This is a genomic window from Micromonospora chaiyaphumensis (genome assembly GCF_900091435.1).
Lineage (GTDB): Bacteria > Actinomycetota > Actinomycetes > Mycobacteriales > Micromonosporaceae > Micromonospora > Micromonospora chaiyaphumensis.
On the sequence record NZ_FMCS01000001.1, the window covers coordinates 637723 to 654262 of the forward strand.

The 16540-nt window shown below is 74.2% G+C and carries 17 protein-coding genes; 8 read left to right on the forward strand and 9 right to left on the reverse strand.

Going from position 1 to position 16540, the window contains the following annotated elements; genetic code table 11:
- Positions 1 to 320: 320 nt before the first annotated feature.
- The 3 genes from GA0070214_RS03050 to GA0070214_RS03060 all read left to right on the forward strand — a co-directional run bounded on the left by GA0070214_RS03050 (position 321) and on the right by GA0070214_RS03060 (position 2299).
- Complete coding sequence (locus GA0070214_RS03050) at positions 321 to 1037, forward strand: helical backbone metal receptor (protein WP_091258725.1); 717 nt, start codon at positions 321 to 323, stop codon at positions 1035 to 1037.
- Positions 1038 to 1179: 142 nt separating this feature from the next.
- Positions 1180 to 1755 (forward strand): DoxX family membrane protein, encoded by a 576-nt coding sequence (locus GA0070214_RS03055; RefSeq protein WP_208602624.1) that lies wholly within the window; start codon positions 1180 to 1182, stop codon positions 1753 to 1755.
- A 175-nt stretch (positions 1756 to 1930) separates the two neighbouring features.
- The gene (locus GA0070214_RS03060) at positions 1931 to 2299 is read left to right on the forward strand and encodes an FKBP-type peptidyl-prolyl cis-trans isomerase (protein ID WP_091258728.1); all 369 of its coding nucleotides are present in this window, start codon (positions 1931 to 1933) and stop codon (positions 2297 to 2299) included.
- A gap of 60 nt (positions 2300 to 2359) precedes the next feature.
- Here GA0070214_RS03060 and GA0070214_RS03065 read toward each other — a convergent pair whose 3' ends face one another.
- Positions 2360 to 2731: an STAS domain-containing protein gene (locus tag GA0070214_RS03065; protein ID WP_091258730.1), complete on the reverse strand. Its 372-nt coding sequence runs from the start codon at positions 2729 to 2731 to the stop codon at positions 2360 to 2362.
- Between the two features lie 178 nt (positions 2732 to 2909).
- Here GA0070214_RS03065 and GA0070214_RS03070 point away from each other — a divergent pair, with 178 nt between their 5' ends.
- Positions 2910 to 3929 carry an SMP-30/gluconolactonase/LRE family protein gene (locus GA0070214_RS03070; RefSeq protein WP_091258731.1) on the forward strand — a complete coding sequence of 340 codons (1020 nt, stop codon included), beginning with the start codon at positions 2910 to 2912 and terminating at the stop codon, positions 3927 to 3929.
- A gap of 58 nt (positions 3930 to 3987) precedes the next feature.
- Here GA0070214_RS03070 and GA0070214_RS03075 read toward each other — a convergent pair whose 3' ends face one another.
- From GA0070214_RS03075 to pdhA, 5 genes are all read right to left on the reverse strand, one after another.
- Entirely contained in the window at positions 3988 to 5265 is a 1278-nt protein-coding gene (locus GA0070214_RS03075; protein WP_091258733.1) for a L,D-transpeptidase, read from the reverse strand.
- Positions 5266 to 5464: 199 nt separating this feature from the next.
- On the reverse strand, positions 5465 to 7144 hold the full coding sequence (locus GA0070214_RS03080) for a right-handed parallel beta-helix repeat-containing protein (RefSeq protein ID WP_091258735.1): 1680 nt from the start codon (positions 7142 to 7144) through the stop codon (positions 5465 to 5467).
- Positions 7145 to 7235: 91 nt separating this feature from the next.
- Entirely contained in the window at positions 7236 to 8627 is a 1392-nt protein-coding gene (locus tag GA0070214_RS03085) for a dihydrolipoamide acetyltransferase family protein (RefSeq protein ID WP_091258737.1), read from the reverse strand.
- Positions 8612 to 9616, reverse strand: a complete 1005-nt coding sequence (locus tag GA0070214_RS03090; RefSeq protein ID WP_091258739.1) for an alpha-ketoacid dehydrogenase subunit beta — start codon at positions 9614 to 9616, stop codon at positions 8612 to 8614. Before GA0070214_RS03090 ends, GA0070214_RS03085 begins: the two co-directional genes overlap by 16 nt.
- Positions 9616 to 10821: a pyruvate dehydrogenase (acetyl-transferring) E1 component subunit alpha gene (gene pdhA, locus GA0070214_RS03095; RefSeq protein ID WP_091259853.1), complete on the reverse strand. Its 1206-nt coding sequence runs from the start codon at positions 10819 to 10821 to the stop codon at positions 9616 to 9618. Before pdhA ends, GA0070214_RS03090 begins: the two co-directional genes overlap by 1 nt.
- A 72-nt stretch (positions 10822 to 10893) precedes the next feature.
- Here pdhA and GA0070214_RS03100 point away from each other — a divergent pair, with 72 nt between their 5' ends.
- Entirely contained in the window at positions 10894 to 11400 is a 507-nt protein-coding gene (locus tag GA0070214_RS03100; RefSeq protein ID WP_091258741.1) for an Lrp/AsnC family transcriptional regulator, read from the forward strand.
- Between the two features lie 5 nt (positions 11401 to 11405).
- On the opposite strand, the gene GA0070214_RS03105 is transcribed toward GA0070214_RS03100, so the two are convergent.
- The 3 genes from GA0070214_RS03105 to GA0070214_RS03115 form a co-directional block, all read right to left on the reverse strand.
- On the reverse strand, positions 11406 to 12380 hold the full coding sequence (locus tag GA0070214_RS03105; protein ID WP_091258743.1) for a DNA polymerase domain-containing protein: 975 nt from the start codon (positions 12378 to 12380) through the stop codon (positions 11406 to 11408).
- A gap of 44 nt (positions 12381 to 12424) precedes the next feature.
- On the reverse strand, positions 12425 to 12754 hold the full coding sequence (locus GA0070214_RS03110; protein WP_091258745.1) for a hypothetical protein: 330 nt from the start codon (positions 12752 to 12754) through the stop codon (positions 12425 to 12427).
- A 149-nt stretch (positions 12755 to 12903) separates the two neighbouring features.
- On the reverse strand, positions 12904 to 13134 hold the full coding sequence (locus GA0070214_RS03115) for a hypothetical protein (RefSeq protein ID WP_091258747.1): 231 nt from the start codon (positions 13132 to 13134) through the stop codon (positions 12904 to 12906).
- A gap of 142 nt (positions 13135 to 13276) precedes the next feature.
- On the opposite strand from GA0070214_RS03115, the gene GA0070214_RS03120 reads away from it, so the two are divergent.
- The 3 genes from GA0070214_RS03120 to GA0070214_RS03130 all read left to right on the forward strand — a co-directional run bounded on the left by GA0070214_RS03120 (position 13277) and on the right by GA0070214_RS03130 (position 16489).
- Entirely contained in the window at positions 13277 to 14008 is a 732-nt protein-coding gene (locus GA0070214_RS03120; RefSeq protein WP_091258750.1) for a histidine phosphatase family protein, read from the forward strand.
- Positions 13992 to 14855 carry an NAD(P)H-hydrate dehydratase gene (locus GA0070214_RS03125; protein ID WP_091258752.1) on the forward strand — a complete coding sequence of 288 codons (864 nt, stop codon included), beginning with the start codon at positions 13992 to 13994 and terminating at the stop codon, positions 14853 to 14855. Before GA0070214_RS03120 ends, GA0070214_RS03125 begins: the two co-directional genes overlap by 17 nt.
- Positions 14856 to 15001: 146 nt before the next feature.
- The gene (locus GA0070214_RS03130) at positions 15002 to 16489 is read left to right on the forward strand and encodes a S8 family peptidase (RefSeq protein ID WP_091258754.1); all 1488 of its coding nucleotides are present in this window, start codon (positions 15002 to 15004) and stop codon (positions 16487 to 16489) included.
- Positions 16490 to 16540: the final 51 nt, after the last annotated feature.

The window sequence follows — 16540 nt, forward strand, 5'->3', positions numbered from 1 at the left end:
CCGGGTGGCGAGCGGGGTGCTGGCCGGCGCGCTGGAGCGCGACCTGCTGCGGGCGCCCGGGATCCACCGGGCCCGGGTGGTGCTGACCGGCCCGGTCACCGGGCCGGACGTGTGGGTGGAGGTGCGCCTGGCCCCGACCGCCGGAGTCGGCGCGGCCCGGGCGCACGTCGACGCGGCGGTACGCCGGTTCGCCGCCACGGTCGGGTGCCGCCCCGCCCACCTCGACGTGACAGCGCTGGTGGACGGGCCGGCCGTCCCTGACCCCGCCACCGACGACCCTCCATGGGCGACGATGGGCCGGGACGAGGGAGGGAGCCGCCGTGCGCGTGGTGTCGCTGGTGCCGTCGTTGACCGAGGCGGTCGCGCTGACCCGCCCCGAGGTGCTCGTGGGCGCCACGGACTGGTGCACCCACCCGGCCGGGCTGGACGTCGCCCGGGTGGGCGGGAGCAAGTACCCCGACCTGGACCGGGTGCGCGCGCTGCGGCCCGACCTCGTGCTGCTCAACGAGGAGGAGAACCGCCTCGCCGACGCGGACGCCCTGCGGGCGGCCGGCGTGCCGGTGCGGGTGACCTTTCCCCGTACCGTGCCGGAGGCGCTGACCCAGCTCGGCGAGCTGGTCGCCGCGCTGGGCGTGGCCGGCGAGCCGGACTGGCTGCGGGCCGCCCGCCGGGCCTGGGCCGCGCCGCCCGCACCGGCGACGCCGCGCGCGGCCGTGGTGCCGGTCTGGCGGCGCCCCTGGGTGGTGCTCGGCCGGGACACCTTCGCCGGTGACGTGCTCCGCCGGCTCGGCGTCACCAACCGGTACGCCGACCACCCCGAGCGCTACCCCCGGCCCGCCCTCGACGAGCTGCGCGCCCGGGCGCCGGAGCTGGTGGTGCTGCCCGACGAGCCCTACCGGTTCACCGCCGACGACGGGCCGGAGGCCTTCCCCGGTGTGCCGGCCGCGCTGGTCTCCGGCCGGCACCTCACCTGGTACGGGCCCTCGCTCGCCGAGGCACCCGCCCTGCTCGCCACCCAGCTCGCCACGGCCACCTGAGCCGCGCCGGGCCGACCGGACCGGGTCGGGAGAGGACCAAGGTCCCGGTCCGGAGGGCACCGGTCGGCCCTGACCCGCACCGCCGGACGGAGGTGGAATGAAGATGCCACCGGGAAGCGCGGTGCGAGGCACAGGAAGGGACGTGGAGACCATGACCGCGACGATCGAGCGGATCACCGCCGACACCATCGCTCCGGCGGCCGAGACCACCCGGGACGCCGAGACCACCCGCCAGAAGGCCACCCGGTACGTCTTCGCCGGACTCCGGATCGCCCTGGGCTGGACGTTCCTCTGGGCCTTCCTCGACAAGATGTTCGGCCTCGGCCACGAGACCGCGGCGAAGGCCGCCTGGATCAACGGCGGCAGCCCGACCAAGGGGTTCCTGACCTTCGGCGCGGCCGGCCCGTTCCAGGGGTTCTACCGGGAGATCGCCGGCGCGGCGTGGGCGGACTGGCTGTTCATGCTCGGCCTGCTCGGCATCGGCGTGGCCCTGCTGCTCGGCATCGGCACCCGGGTCGCCGCGGTCGCCGGCGGGCTCCTGCTGCTGATGATGTGGACGGCCGTGCTGCCCCCCGAGAACAACCCGTTCATGGACGACCACCTCGTCTACGCGGGCCTGGTGGCCGGCCTGGCCCTGGTCAACGCCGGTGACACCCTCGGCCTCGGCCGGGCGTGGGCGAGGCTCCCCCTCGTCGCGCGGCTGCCCTGGCTGAAGTGAGGTCACCGCGGGCGGTAGCCACCGGGCGGGCGTCACCGAGAGGCGGCGCCCGCCACTCCCGTGCCACCCACCGGTCCCCGCCGCCACGCCGCGGCGGGGACCGACGCGTATCGGCCGGCCGCGATCCGGCAGGATCGACGGGGACCGCACTTGTCAGCACCGAGGAGACCCGCTCATGGAGAAGCCCGAGGTTGGCCCGATCGAGGGCGCGCCGCCCGCCGATCTCGTCATCGAGGACATCACGGTCGGCGACGGCCCGGAGGCCCGCCCCGGCCAGCTGGCCAGCGTGCACTACGTGGGCGTGGCCCACTCGACCGGCCGCGAGTTCGACGCGTCGTACAACCGGGGTGACACGTTCGAGTTCCCGCTCGGCGGCGGCCAGGTCATCGCCGGCTGGGACCAGGGCGTGGTCGGCATGAAGGTCGGCGGCCGGCGCCGGCTGACCATCCCGCCGCACCTGGGCTACGGCGCCCGCGGCGCCGGTGGCGTGATCAAGCCGAACGAGACCCTGGTCTTCGTGGTGGACCTGGTCGGCGTGCGCTGACCCGCAGACCGTGCGCGGGGCGGTCGGCCGCACGCCGGCGGCCCCGCGGCGTCCGGCCGGTCAGGCCGCCGCGCAGAGCTCCCGCGCCGAATCGCCGGCCGGGTCGTGGGCCGACTCGCGCACCGGCAGCACCCGGTGCAGGCCGGTGGCGCGCAGCACCCGGGCGACCACGGGATCGGGATCGACCAGCACCAGCTCGCCACCGCGGGCCCGGACCCGCAGGTGCGCGGCGACCAACGCGCGCACCCCGGCGGCGGAGAGCAGCCGCACGCCGGACAGGTCGAGCCGCAGCACCGGCCGCGCCGGCGCCGCCCAGAGCGCGGCCCGCAAGGCCCCCACGGTGGCGATGTCGATCTCGCCGACCGCCCGCACGTCGACCACGTGGTCGCTGACGCTCGTCGCCACGTGGAACCGGTCCCCGCCCTCTCGCATGCACCGAACCTATCTCCCACCACCGACAGTTCCGGCCGTCCACGATGGGGTTCCGGGTAGGTCCCGGGTGGGACCCTGAGCGGGCTCCGGGTCATCCCGCAGATGCCGGGGCCGCAACCGCGGCGGGACACGCCGCCGGGGGCTCCCGGCCGGGGCATCGGCGGGGAAGAATGGCCGGATGGCCGTCCCCCGCCCGCGCGCGCCCCTGCTGATCCGGCCGGTCCGTGAGCCGGCCACCGTGCCCCCGCCGCTGGACGGGCCGTGGGCCCCCGCCGACGTCCGGCTCGACCGGGCCGACCTGCTGCCGCTGCCCGACGGGGCGCACGGCCCCGAGGACGTGCTCGTCGACCCGGACGGCCGGGTGGTCAGCGGCGACGAGGACGGCCGGCTCTGGTGGTGGCCGGCGGACGCCCCGGCCGGCACCCGCCCCACGCTGCTCGCCGAGACCGGCGGCCGGCCGCTCGGCATCGAGCTGGACCCGGTCGACGGGGGGCTGGTGGTCTGCGACGCGTACCGGGGGTTGCTGCGGGTCACCCCGGACGGCGCGGTGCACGAGCTGACCGGCACGGGGCCGCCGGTGCACCTGGCCGACAACGCGGCGGTGGCCCGGGACGGCACGATCTACTTCACCGACTCGTCGGACCGGTTCCCGCTCTCGCACTGGAAGCGGGACCTGCTGGAGCACCGGCCCAACGGGCGGGTGCTGGCGTACGACCGGCGGACCGGGCGCACCGAGGTCGTGGCGGGCGGCCTCTACTTTCCCAACGGGGTGGCGCTCACCCCGGACGAGTCCGCGCTCATGCTGGTCGAGACGGCCACCCACCGGCTGCTCCGGGTGGATCTGCCCGACGGCCGGGCCACCGTGCTGGCCGACCTGCCCGCCTACCCGGACAACGTCTCGGCCGTGGGCGACGGGACCTACTGGATCGCCCTGCCCAGCCCCCGGCTGCCGATCATGGAGAGGCTGCTGCCGCATCCGCGCGTGCGCCAGCTCGTGGCCCTGCTGCCCGGTGCCGTGCAGCCGCAGCCACGCCGCTACGGGCTGGTCGCGCTGGTGGACGGCGCCGGGCGGGTGCTGCGCACGCTGCACGGCCCGAGCGGGGCGTACCCGATGGTCACCGGCGTGCGGCAGCACGGGCGGCGCCTCTGGCTCGGCAGCCTGACCGCGACGGGCGTGGCCCGGGTCGACCTGGACTGAACGGCGCGGGGCCGGCCCGCGGTGTCTGCGAGCCGGCCCGGCCGTTCCTCCCCGTGGTTCAGCCGCCGCTGTTGCTCTTGGACGGGGCGGGAGCGGGCGACGATCCGCCGGCCACCGCGCCCGGGTGCGGCGTGGCGCTGTGCGTGGGCTTCAGCCCCGCCGGTACGGGCAGCGCGCTGCCCTTGGCGAACTCGTCCCAGCCGACGTTCCAGGCCGTGAAGCCGTTGCCCTGATCGAGCTTGACCTCGGTGCCCTTGACGGTCACCAGGTCGCCGACCTGGGTGATGCCCATCAGCCAGTCCGCGGCGGCGGCGGAGACGTTGGTGCAGCCGTGTGAGGTGTTGGTGAAGCCCTGCTCCCCCTCCGACCACGGGGCGGAGTGGATGAACTCGCCACCCCAGGTGAGCCGCTGGGCGTCATCGACGTCGACCACGTACGGATCGGCCGAACCCCGGGTGTCGAAGGTGGTGTGGTCGAACTTCTCCATGATCACCATCTTGCCGCTGGAGGTGGGCGTGCTCGACTTGCCGAGGCTCACCGGCACCTTGCGGAGCAGCTTGCCCTCCCGGAAGACGGACATCTGCTTGGTGGCGTTGTCGATCTCGAGCGAGACCTGCCGGCCGACCTTGGCGGTCGCGCTGTGGTCGGCGTCGCCGATGGCGTCCTTGCCGACCGGCAGCCCCTGCAGGGCGCTCCGCACGCTGATCTTGGTGCCGGGCTTCCAGAAGTCGGGCGCCCGGTATTCGACCTGCTTGCCGTCCGACATCCAGGACCAGGTACCGGGCTGCGGCGGGTCGGTCTTCACGAACAACCGGCGCTGCACGTCCGCTCTGGCCTCTTTCGGAATGGGCGGATCAAATGCGACCACCACCGGCATCGCCGTCCCGTACGTCTGATTACTGGTGAAATACAGTTCGCTCGTGACGGTCGGTTTGGTGGATTTCGCCATCGTGGTGAACGTCGTCTTCTGCGTGGTGGTCCGACCGGAATCGCCGGTCGCGGTCACCTCGGCGGTGTACGTCCGCGAGTTCTCCAACGGCCGGTCCGGCACCCAGCCCGACCCGTCCTCGCGCGGCTGCGCCGGCACCGGTCGACCCTTGTCGTCGGTGAGCTTCACCGCGGTGACCTTGCCGCCGCTGACCGTGGTCCCCACCTCGGCGCTGACCGGCACGTTCTTCGTCCGGTCCGCCGGGGTCAGGTTCACCGTCGGCGCGGCGGCCGCCTTGCCGTGGCCGGGCTTCACGGCCTCCCGCTGGCCGGCGGTGCACCCGCCGACCACCAACGGTGTGGCTGCGACGGCCACCGCCAGCAGCGTCATTCGCCGCCTCACGTCCATATTCCGCACCCCATTTCCACTCCCCCCATGGCTCACATTCTGTACGGCCCTCCGGAGGCCGTGGCATATTCGGCGGAATTGCTTTTACCGGTCCCGCCTCGATTTCGGGCCGGGAGTACAGAAATGGGAATTGGCGACGCCGACGGGCGGGACCGTCACGGCCGCGACGGATTGCGCCCGGCGGGCCGGGACGACCGGTTCAGCCCCAGTCGTCGTCCCCGTGATTGCGCTCCCAGCGACCACCGACCGGCGGGGTCTCCAGCCGTACGGGTGCCTCGGCGTTCCCGGCGAGGTCGTTGTCCTCGACCCGGCAGCCGACGCAGCTGCCGGCCGCGGTCACCCAGAGCCCGTGCGTCTGGGTGGTCGGCTCGTGGCTGTCCCAGACCCGGTTGCCCCGGATGGTGGCCGAGTCGAGCGCCGCGTTCACGGTGATGCCGGCCCGGGTCGCCGGCGGCCCGGGTATCTCGTAGCGGCTGCCGGGATCCGGGGTGTTCCCGCTCCAGGCCGTGAAGGCGCCCGGCCGGACCGGGGCCAGGTGCAGCTCGTTCTCGTCGTTCGCGGCGACCACCGCGACCCGCTCGCCCACCCGGATGGTCTTGCCCCGGTGCGCGTCGCCCGGCCAGCTCGCCCGGCGGTCCACCACGGACCGCTCGCTGTACCGGACCGTGTCGCCGCCGCTCCGGTCGCCGGGGCCGCACTGGCGGCCGTTCGCCCGGATCCGGTTGTCGACGACGAACGCGTCCCGGACGGGCCGGTCGAAGCGGATGGCGTCCAGGCTGTTGCCGTAGAAGTCGTTGCTGTCGATGACGATCTCCCGGGCGCACTCCTGCCCCGCGTCGCCCAGGCTGCGCTGGTGGTAGCCGTACCGGCCGTTGCCGCTGATCCGGTTCCCCCGCACCGTGTACGGCCCCGGGGTGTTGCCGATGCTGATGCCGTCGCGCAGGTTGGCGTCGATCACGCAGTCGCTGAGGAGGCCACCCCGGCCCGCGGTGCCGGTGGTGCCCTTGGCCGACACCTGGAAGCCCGCGTCGAGGTTGCCGACCAGCGTGCACGCCGACACGACGAGGCCGTTGGCGCCCCAGTCGGCGATGCCGAAGCGGTTGCCCTCGGCGTGGCAGCCGACCACCCGGATGCCGCGCGGGCGCAGCCCGCCCTCGAACTGCAGCTCGAAGAAGATCCCGCTGGTGGCGTTGCCGACCGCCGAGCAGTTCACCACGTTGACCCGCTCGACGCTGCCCCAGCCGCCGATCCCGATCCCGATCCCCGCGCCGCCCATCTCGGTGCCGTTGTCCATCCGCCCGCACCCCACCACCAGCACCCCGTCGATGAGGCAGTCCTGGAGGAAGTCGCAGCCCAGGCCGGTCGCCGCCGTGTGGTGGATGTAGAGGTTGCGGAACATGCCCCGGACCACGTACTGGAGGCCGAGCCCCTTGGCGAGCGGGTTGTACTCGGCCATCGCCACCCCGGACCCGTCGATCTCGAAGTCGGCGAAGGTGCAGTACGCCAGGTGCCGCTCCCGGTTCGCGCCGTGCAGCCCGGCGGTGTGGAACGCCAGCGGGGTGGGGTCGGCCCGGTTGCCCGGGTTGCTGAGCACGAACCGCGTGGCGCCGGGGCCCGCGCCGACCAGCGAGACGCCGGTCCGCCAGACGGTGCCCGCGTCCCGGATCGAGTACACCCCGGGCGGGCAGTAGATCACCCGGGCCCGCCCGTCGGCGGCGTACGCGTCGCCCAGCCGGTCCACCAGCGCGGCGAGGGCGGGCTGGTCGTTGGTCGTCCCGTCCCCGGTCAGCCCGTGCTCCCGGGCGTCGCACATCAGCGGCGCGCCGGCGACCGGATGCGGGCGCACCCCACCGGCCGAGGGCATGTGCGGGACCGTCATCCGTGCCTCCCCGTCGGCGACCGGGCTGGTCTTCCCGGTCCGACGGCGGAGAAACCGCGGCCCCGGCCACGACGGTGGCCGGGGCCGGGGCTCAGACGTTCGCCACCAGCAGGGCGGGCTGCTCGACGCAGTCCGCCACGTGCCGCAGGAAGCCGCCGGCGACCCCGCCGTCACAGACCCGGTGGTCGAACGTGAGGCTGAGCTGGGTCACCTTGCGCACGGCGAGCTGACCGTCGACCACCCACGGCTTGTCCACGATCCGGCCGACGCCGAGCAGGGCCGCCTCCGGGTGGTTGATGATCGGGGTGGACCCGTCCACCCCGAACACCCCGTAGTTGTTCAGCGTGAAGGTGCCGCCGGTCAGTCGCGCCGGGGGCAGGGCGCCGGCCCGGGCGGCCGCCGTGGTCTCGGCCAGGGCGGCCGCCAGCTCGCGGGTGGTCAGCCGCTGGGCGTCGCGCAGCACCGGGACCATCAGGCCCCGGTCGGTCTGCGCCGCGATGCCCAGGTGCACCCCGGCCGACTGGACGATCCGCTGCCCCTCGGTGTCGACGTGGGCGTTGAGCTGCGGATATCGCCGCAGGCCGCTGAGGCAGATCCGGGCCAGCAGGGCCAGGATGCTGACCGGCGCCTCCGGGGTGGCGGCGTTGATCGCGGCCCGGGTCGCCAGCAGCCCGGTGGCGTCCACGTCCACCCAGATGGTCACCTCGGGGATCTCCCGCCGGCTGCGGGAGAGCTTGTCGGCGATGACCTTGCGGATGCCGGTCAGCGGGATGACCACGTCGCCGTCCGCGGCGGGGGCCAGCCCCACGTGCGCGGCCGGCGCGTCCGGCACCGCGACGGGCCGGGCGGCCAGCGCGGCCTCCACGTCGGCCCGGCGGATGACTCCGCCCGGTCCGGTGCCGCGCAGCGTCGCCAACTCGACGCCGCTCTCCTTCGCCAGCCGGCGCACGATCGGCGAGATGACCAGCGGAGCCGCGCCGGCGGTGGCGCCGGACACGGCCGGAGCCGCCCCGGGGCGTGCCGGCGCGCGGTCCGCTCCGGCGGCGGCCGACACGGCCGTCGGCTCCGGCTCCGGGGCCAGGGCCAGCCGGGGGCGGCGGCGCCGGCGGCCGGAGCCGCCGTGGCCCGTGCCGTAGCCGATCAGGACGTTGCCCGAGCCGGCCCGCTCCTCCTCGCGGTAGGTGGCGTGCGGGTCGTCGCCGCCGTCGCCGTCGAGCGGGGCGATCGTGATGAGCGGCTGGCCCACCGGGCGGACCTCACCCGCCGCGCCGTGCAGGGCCACGACCCGGCCGGCGTACGGGCAGGGGACGTCGACCACGGCCTTGGCGGTCTCCACCTCGACGACGGTCTGGTCCACGGTGACCACGTCGCCGACGGCGACCCGCCACTCGACGATCTCCGCCTCGCTGAGCCCCTCGCCCAGGTCGGGCAGGAGGAAGTCGCGGGTCCCGGTCGCGGTGCGTTCGCTCATGCCGCCACCCACCGCTCGTCGGGCTGGTCGTCCCACTGGAGCCGGGCCACGGCGTCCAGCACCCGGTCGACCGAGGGCAGGTGGGTGTGCTCCAGCATGGGCGCCGGGTAGGGGATGTCCAGCCCGGACACCCGCAGCACCGGGGCGTGCAGGGCGTGGAAGCAGCGCTCCTGCACGCGGGCGGCGATCTCCGCGCCGACGCCGGCGAAGCCCTGCGCCTCCTGGATCACCACGCAGCGGCCGGTCTTCCGCACCGAGGCGGTGACGGTGGCGTCGTCGAACGGCACGATGGTGCGCACGTCGACCACCTCCAGGTCCCAGCCCTCCTCGCGGGCGGCCTCGGCGGCCTCCAGCGCGACCGGCACCGCCGGGCCGTACGCGACAAGGGTGGCGTCGGTGCCGGCGCGGCGCACCACGGCCTTGCCGAACGGCGCGGTCCGGGCGGGCAGCTCCGCCTCGCCACTTCCGAAGTAGAGCTTCTTCGGCTCCATGAACACGACCGGGTCCGGGTCGTCGATGGCCTCACGCAACAGCGAGTACGCGTCCTCGACGGTGGCCGGCGTGACCACCTTCAGGCCCGGGGTGTGCGCGTAGTACGCCTCGGACGAGTCGCAGTGGTGCTCCACGCCGCCGATGCCGCCCGCGTACGGCACGCGGATGACGATCGGCACGCTGAGCGCGCCCCGGGTGCGGTTGCGCAGCTTCGCCACGTGCGAGGCGATCTGCTCGAACGCCGGGTACGCGAACGCGTCGAACTGCATCTCGACCACCGGGCGCAGCCCGGACATGGCCAGGCCGACGGCGAAGCCGACGATGCCGGCCTCGGCGAGCGGGGTGTCGAAGCAGCGCTTGTCGCCGAACCGGGCCTGGAGCCCGTCGGTGATCCGGAAGACGCCGCCGAGCTGCCCGACGTCCTCACCGAAGACGACCACCCGCTCGTCGTCGAGCATCGCGTCGGCGAGCGCGGCGTTGAGCGCCTTCGCCATGGTCATGGTGGCCATCAGGCGTCCCCTTCCTCGTCGCGGGCGGCAGCCAGCTCGGCCCGGACCTGCTCGCGCTGCTCGACCAGTTGCGGGGTCGGCTGGGCGTAGACGTGGTCGAAGAGGCTGAGGGGGTCCACCTCGGGCTGGGCGTTCATCCGGTCGCGCAGCGCGGCGGCGTACGCCTCGGCCTCCTCGGCGATCGCGGCAACGGCGGCGTCGTCCAGTTCGCCCCGATCGCGCAGGTACGCCTCCAGCCGGGCGATCGGGTCGCGGTCCCGCCACGCCTCGACCTCCTCGGCGTCCCGGTAGCGGGTCTGGTCGTCGGCGTTGGTGTGCGGCTCCATCCGGTAGGTGTGCGCCTCGACGAGGTACGGCCCCTTGCCGGCGCGGGCGTGCGCGACCGCGCGCTGGAGCACCGCGAGCACGGCCACCGGGTCGTTGCCGTCGACCTGCTCGCTGGGCACGCCGTAGCCGACGCCCTTGTAGGCCAGGCTCGGCGCGGCGGTCTGCCGGGACAGCGGCACGCTGATCGCGTACTTGTTGTTCTGCACGAAGTAGACGACCGGGGCCTTGAACACGGCGGCGAAGTTGACGCCCTCGTGGAAGTCACCCTCGCTGGTGGCGCCGTCGCCGATGAAGGCCAGCGCCACGGTGTCCCGCCCCTGGTAGGACTCGCCGTAGGCGAGCCCGGCGGCGTGCACGCACTGGGTGGCGAGCGGGGTGCACTGCGGCGCGGTGTGCACGGCGGCCGGGTCGTAGCCGCAGTGCCAGTCGCCGCGGAGCAGGGTGAGCACCTCGACCGGGTCGATGCCGCGGGCGGTCAGGGCCATCGACTCCCGGTAGGTGGGGAAGACCCAGTCGGTGTCGCGCAGCGCCAGCACCCCGCCGACCTGGCAGGCCTCCTGGCCCCGCGAGGACGGGTAGACGGCGAGCCGGCCCTGCTTGGTCAGCGCGGTGGCCTGCACGTCGAAGCGGCGGCCGACGACCATCCGGCGGTACATCTCGCGCAGCGCCTCGACCGGCGGCTCCGGGTAGTCGTCCCGGGCCGGCAGCGGGGTGCCGTCCGGGTTCAGCAGTCGGACCGGCTCACGCTCGGGCAGCAGGCCGGCCGACGGGTCGGGGGCGGCCGGGGTGGCCGGCCGGCGGGTGCGCGGGGATGCCCTGCGGACCGCCTGGGGTGTGGTCGTCACGGCGGGGACCTCCTGGACGTGTGGTGGCCCTATGCTTCCGCTGTCGGATGATTGACTCAACATCCGGGATGAACGCGGGACGAATGGCACGAGAGGGCGGGCTTCATGAGCCAGGAGACCGGAACCGCACCGGGCACGGCGGGCGGAACGGGACGTTCGGCCGGGCCGCTCGACGAGGTGGACCGGCGGATCCTGCGCGAACTGACCGGGGACGCCCGGCTCTCCATCCGTACGCTGGCCGAACGGGTGCACGTCTCGCGCACCAACGCGTACGCGCGGGTGGAGCGGCTGCTGCGCGACGGGGTGATCACCGGGTTCCGGGCCCAGGTGGCGCCGGAGCCGGCCGGGCTGGGCACGTCGGCGTACATCGCGCTCACCATCGAGCAGAACACCTGGCGCGAGGTCTCCGCCGAGCTGGCCACGGTGCGCTACATCGAGCACGCGGCGCTGCTCAGCGGCGAGCACGACGTGCTGGCCCTGGTGCGGGCGCCGGACAACGCCACCCTGCGGGACGTGGTGCTGGACCGGGTGCAGAGCATCGCCGGCGTGCTGTCGACCCGGACCTGGCTGGTCTTCGAGGAGTTCGACGGGACGCTGAGCCCCTGGCAGTGACGGCCCTACCGCTCCGGCGGGGCCTCCAGGCCCTCCCGGTCGGCCAGCTCCAGCAGCGGCTCCAGGGAGAACCGGCGCTCGTCCAGGCCGGCGTGCGGGTCGCCCCGCTCGGCGAACCGGGCCGGCATGCTCACCACGTCGAAGTCCTCCGGTCGCGCGTCGTCCAGCTCCGCCCAGGACAGCGGCGCGGAGACCAGCGCCCGCGGGGTGGGCCGGATCGAGTACGCCGAGGTTACCGTGTGGTCGCGGGCCATCTGGTTGTAGTCGACGAAGACCGGCCGGTCCCGCTGCTCCCGCCACCAGGTGGTGGTGACCAGGTCGGGCAGCCGGCGCTCCATCTCCTTGCCCAGCGCCAGCACCGCACGCCGGCACTCGCCGAAGCTCCACCGCGGCTCGATCGACAGGTAGACGTGGATGCCCCGGCCGCCGGTGGTCTTCGGGTAGCCGACCAGGCCCAGCTCGTCGAGGAACGCGCGCACCTCGTGGGCGACCGGCACCACCTGCGCGAAGTCCACCCCGGGCATCGGGTCGAGGTCGATGCGGAGCTGGTCGGGGCGCTCCACGTCAGCCGCCGACACCGGCCAGGGGTGGAACCGCAGCGTGCCCAGGTTGGCCGCCCAGATCACCACGGCCAGCTCGCTCGGGGCCACCTCGTCGGCGGTGCGGCCGCTGGGGAACGTGATGTGCGCGGTGCGCACCCAGTCGGGCGCGCCCGCCGGCAACCGCTTCTGGTAGAACGCGTCGCCCTTGTTGGTCTGCCGGGTGGCGATCGTGGCACCCTCGAACACGCCGCGCGGCCAGCGCTCCAGCATGGTCGGTCGGTCGCGCAGCGCGCGCAGGATGCCGTCGCCGACGGCCAGGAAGTAGTGGACCACGTCCAGCTTGGTCAGCCCGCGTTCCGGAAAGTAGGGCTTGTCCGGGCTGGAGACGCGGACGACCCGCTCTCCCACCCGGATCTCCTCGGCCGCCGTGGTCGCCACGCCTCACACCGTACGACGCGGACGGTCCCGGCGCGGGGATCTCGTCACGTGATCAGCAGGACCCCGACGATGATCAGCGGCACCGAGACGAACAGGAAGATGCCCACGCCGGTGAGCACCCGGCCCCCGCCGCCGTCCTCCCGCTCCGGAGCCAGGCCGAAGGCGGACCGGGCCGGCAGCATGCCGATGCGGCTCAGCGTGAGGTCACCGGTCATCCCGATCACCGCGCCGACCAGCATGAACGCCACGCCCAGGCGGTGGACGAAGTCGCCGCCGCTGACCCCCACCCAGATGCCCACCGCGATCCCGATCGTCACCACCGCGATCAGGAAGAGCACCAGGGCTTCTCGCAGACCCCTGATGACCGTCGCCATGCGTCGCCTCCCCGGGACCGGGCCCGTCCCGGTACGCCGGACATTGTGCCCGGTCGATACCACCCGCGCCGCCCCGCCGGGGCACGTGTCGGACTCCGGACAGGCTCGTGGCCGGGCGGGCGCACCCACCCGGCCACCGGCGCGTGCGGTCAGCCGTTTTCCTTCTGGAGCCGGTCGGCGAGCATCTTCTTGCCCTGATCGCCGGCCTTGCGGTTGTTCTCCTGGATCTTGCGGAACCAGGTGGCGAGCTCGGTGTCGCCCCGGTCCTCGGCGTCGGCGATGTACGTCTCCATCTGCCAGACGTGCTGGAGTGACATCTGCACGGCGTGGATCAGGTCGTAATTCTTGTCCTTGACCGGGCTCATCGGCTCCTTGACCATCGTCGCCACGGCACACCTCCCCTGGGTCGGCCTCGTCGCCCTCCCTAGCCGACCGCGCTTACCCACCCGGCCGTCGTTCACGCCCCGCGGGTGCGCCGGCCGGCACGGTTACCCACCGGACCGCCCGGGTACCGGAGGCCGCATGGCGGAACTGGCAGCCCTCTGGATCGTCCGGCACGGCGAGAGCACGGCGAACGTCGCGGCCACGGCGGCCGAGACGTCCGGCGCCGAGCTGATCGAGCTGACCCACCGGGACGCGGACGTGCCGCTGTCGCCCACCGGCGAGGAGCAGGCCCGGGCGACCGGCCGCTGGCTGGCCGGGCTGCCCGAGGCGCGGCGGCCGGACGTGGCGGTGGTGTCGCCGTACCTGCGGGCGGTGCGCACGGCCGAGCTGGCCCTGGCGGACACCGGGGTGCCGGCCAGCCGGGACGAACGGCTGCGCGACCGCGAGCTGGGCATCCTCGACGGGTTGACCGGTCACGGCGTCGCGCGGCGGTACCCCGGCGAGGCGGCGCGCCGGGCCCGGCTCGGCAAGTTCTACTACCGCCCGCCCGGCGGTGAGTCCTGGACCGACGTGGCGCTGCGGCTGCGCGCCCTCCTCGGTGACCTGCGCCGGGACCACGCCGGCGGCCGGGTGCTGCTGTTCGGCCACGACGCGCTCGTGTTCCTGCTGCGCTACCTCGTGGAGGGGCTCACCGAGGCCGAGCTCATGGCGCTGACCCGGGAGCACGTCATCGCCAACTGCTCGGTCACCGGCTGGTCGGCCGACGCCACCGGCCGGCTGATCCCGGAGGTGTTCAACGACGTCGCCCACCTGCACCGGCAGGGAGCGCGACCCACCAGGGAGGACGAGGTCCATGCCGAGCCGGTCTGACGTCATCACCCCCGCGCTGCTGCGGGACTGGGCGCTGCCGGTGCCGACCGGCGGCAAGGAGGCCCGCGGCACCGTGCTGGTGGTCGGCGGCTCCCGGTTCACCCCCGGCGCGGTGCTGCTCGCCGGGGTGGCCGCGCTGCGGGCCGGCGCCGGCGTGCTCCAACTGGCCGCCGCCGAGTCCACCGCCGCCGCGCTGAGCATCCAGGTGCCCGAGGCGCTGGTGGTCGGCCTGCCCGAGACCGCCGACGGCGCGGTCCGGGGCGACCCGGGCGACCTGCTCGGCGGCCTGGTCGGCGAGGCGGACGTGGTGGCGGTCGGCCCCGGCCTCAAGGACATCGACAGCACCCGGGCGCTGCTGCACGCCGTGCTCGACGCGGCCGGCCCGGAGACCGCGCTGGTGCTCGACGCGTACGCCCTCGGCGCGCTCAGCCACGAGCCGGACCTGCTGGTCGGCTCGGGCCGCAAGGTGGTGCTCACGCCGAACCTCACCGAGGCGCGGCACCTGCTCGGCCGGGAACCCGGCGACGACCTGGACGCCGAGGCGATCCACCTGGCCCGCCGGTACGACGCGGTGGTGTCCCTCTACGGCCACATCGCCACCCCGGACGGGCGGGCCTGGCGCGAGGAGAGCGGCGACGCCGGCCTGGGCACCTCGGGCAGTGGCGACGTCCGGGCCGGCCTGCTCGCGGGGCTGCTCTCCCGGGGCGCCGAGCCGGCGCAGGCCGCCTGCTGGGCCGCGTTCGCCCACGCGGTGAGCGGGCAACGCCTGGTCCCCCGCTACGGCCGGATCGGCTTCCTGGCCCGTGAGCTGCTCGACGAGATTCCCTACACGGTGGCCACCGTCTGACGGTCGTTGTTCATCCGTTCGGGTGTGTGTAACACCACACCCCACTCCTACGCTGGTTGACCGAAGGCAAGCAACCTGCTCGTCTTCCGCCGGCCCGCTTCCCGCCAGGGAGCGGGTCCGATTAGATCGGCCCCCTGGGAGTCTGTGTGAAGAACCTCCGTCGCAAGACACTGGCCGCCGCGTCCGCCGCGACGCTCGGCGTCGGCCTCGCCCTCACCGGCGGGCTGGCACCGGCGGCGGCCGCCGGACCGGACACCTCGTACCTGGTCCTCGCCCCGCAGGGCGCCAACACCAGCAAGGCCGCCGCCCGCGTGGCGGCCGCCAAGGGCACCGTCGTGGCCTCCTACGACCAGATCGGCGTGCTCGTCGTCCGCTCGACCAACCCGGACTTCGCCACCCAGGTGGCGGGGGCGGGCGTCGAGTCGGTCGCGTCCACCGCCGGCCTGGGCACCGCCCTCGACGAGGGCGAGACCGTGGAGGTCTCCGCGGCCGACGTCGCCGCCGCCACCGGCGACCCGACCAAGGAACCGCTCTACGGCCAGCAGTGGGACATGAACATGATCCACGTGCCGCAGGCCCACGCGGTGAACAACGGCAGCGCGAACGTCGTCGTCGGCGTGCTGGACAGCGGCATCTCCAGCAGCCACCCGGACCTGGCGACCCAGATCGCCAAGGACAAGAGCACGTCCTGCATCGGCGGTGTCACCGACACCACCGAGGCGGCGTGGAACCCGACCACCAGCGACCACGGCACCCACGTGGCCGGTACCATCGCCGCCGCCGTCAACGGCGTCGGGGTGACCGGCATCGCGCCGGGCGCCAAGGTCGCCGCCGTCAAGGTGGTCAACGACGCCGGCTACATCTTCCCGGAGGCTGCGGTCTGCGGGTTCATCTGGGCCGCCGACCACGGGATGCAGCTGACCAACAACAGCTACTACATCGACCCGTGGGAGCTGAACTGCAAGAACGACCCGCGCCAGCGTCCGGTGTGGCAGGCCGTGCAGCGGGCGATCCGCTACTCGCAGTCCAAGGGCGTGCTCAACGTGGCGTCCGCGGGCAACTCCAACTACGACCTGGCCCACAAGATCACCGACACCGGCAGCCCGAACAACGGGACGCCGGAGAACCGTGAGAACCTCACCAACGCCTGCCTCGACCTGCCGGCCGAGGCGCCGGGCGTGGTGACCGTCGCTGCGGTGGGCCCGACCGGGGCGAAGAGCTACTACTCGTCCTACGGCCAGGGTGTCATCGACGTGACGGCGCCGGGTGGCGACACCCGGTACCGGACCCAGGGTGCGCGCTCGACCACCACCGACGCCATCCTGTCGACCACCTTCAACACCGCCACCCGCACCAACGGGTGGGGATACAAGCAGGGCACCTCGATGTCCGGCCCGCACGCCACCGGCGTCGCGGCCCTGGCGCTGTCGGCGCACCCGGGGATGACCCCGGGCCAGCTGGCGTCGTTCCTGGAGCGCACGTCGGTGGCCCAGGCCTGCCCGGCGGGCGTCTACAACCCGGTGCCGCTGATCTCGGCGACCGACCCGCACCTGTACGACGCCACCTGCTCCGGCGGGGCCCGCAACGGGTTCTACGGCGCCGGCATGGTCGACGCGTACAACGTGGTGAAGTAAGGACGGCACCAGCACGCGGGGCCCGGCGACATTGTCGCCGGGCCCCACTTG

What these genes read in the sequence shown, in the direction of transcription:
- GA0070214_RS03110 (WP_091258745.1), bottom strand. Translation starts at nt 12,754, where the DNA reads ATGGCGACGGTCATCAGGGGTCTGCGAGAAGCCCTGGTGCTCTTCCTG.
- GA0070214_RS03065 (WP_091258730.1), bottom strand. Translation starts at nt 2,731, where the DNA reads ATGCGAGAGGGCGGGGACCGGTTCCACGTGGCGACGAGCGTCAGCGAC.
- GA0070214_RS03060 (WP_091258728.1), top strand. Translation starts at nt 1,931, where the DNA reads ATGGAGAAGCCCGAGGTTGGCCCGATCGAGGGCGCGCCGCCCGCCGAT.
- GA0070214_RS03070 (WP_091258731.1), top strand. Translation starts at nt 2,910, where the DNA reads ATGGCCGTCCCCCGCCCGCGCGCGCCCCTGCTGATCCGGCCGGTCCGT.
- GA0070214_RS03080 (WP_091258735.1), bottom strand. Translation starts at nt 7,144, where the DNA reads ATGACGGTCCCGCACATGCCCTCGGCCGGTGGGGTGCGCCCGCATCCG.
- GA0070214_RS03115 (WP_091258747.1), bottom strand. Translation starts at nt 13,134, where the DNA reads ATGGTCAAGGAGCCGATGAGCCCGGTCAAGGACAAGAATTACGACCTG.
- GA0070214_RS03125 (WP_091258752.1), top strand. Translation starts at nt 13,992, where the DNA reads ATGCCGAGCCGGTCTGACGTCATCACCCCCGCGCTGCTGCGGGACTGG.
- GA0070214_RS03090 (WP_091258739.1), bottom strand. Translation starts at nt 9,616, where the DNA reads ATGGCCACCATGACCATGGCGAAGGCGCTCAACGCCGCGCTCGCCGAC.
- GA0070214_RS03120 (WP_091258750.1), top strand. Translation starts at nt 13,277, where the DNA reads ATGGCGGAACTGGCAGCCCTCTGGATCGTCCGGCACGGCGAGAGCACG.
- GA0070214_RS03075 (WP_091258733.1), bottom strand. Translation starts at nt 5,265, where the DNA reads ATGGACGTGAGGCGGCGAATGACGCTGCTGGCGGTGGCCGTCGCAGCC.
- GA0070214_RS03100 (WP_091258741.1), top strand. Translation starts at nt 10,894, where the DNA reads ATGAGCCAGGAGACCGGAACCGCACCGGGCACGGCGGGCGGAACGGGA.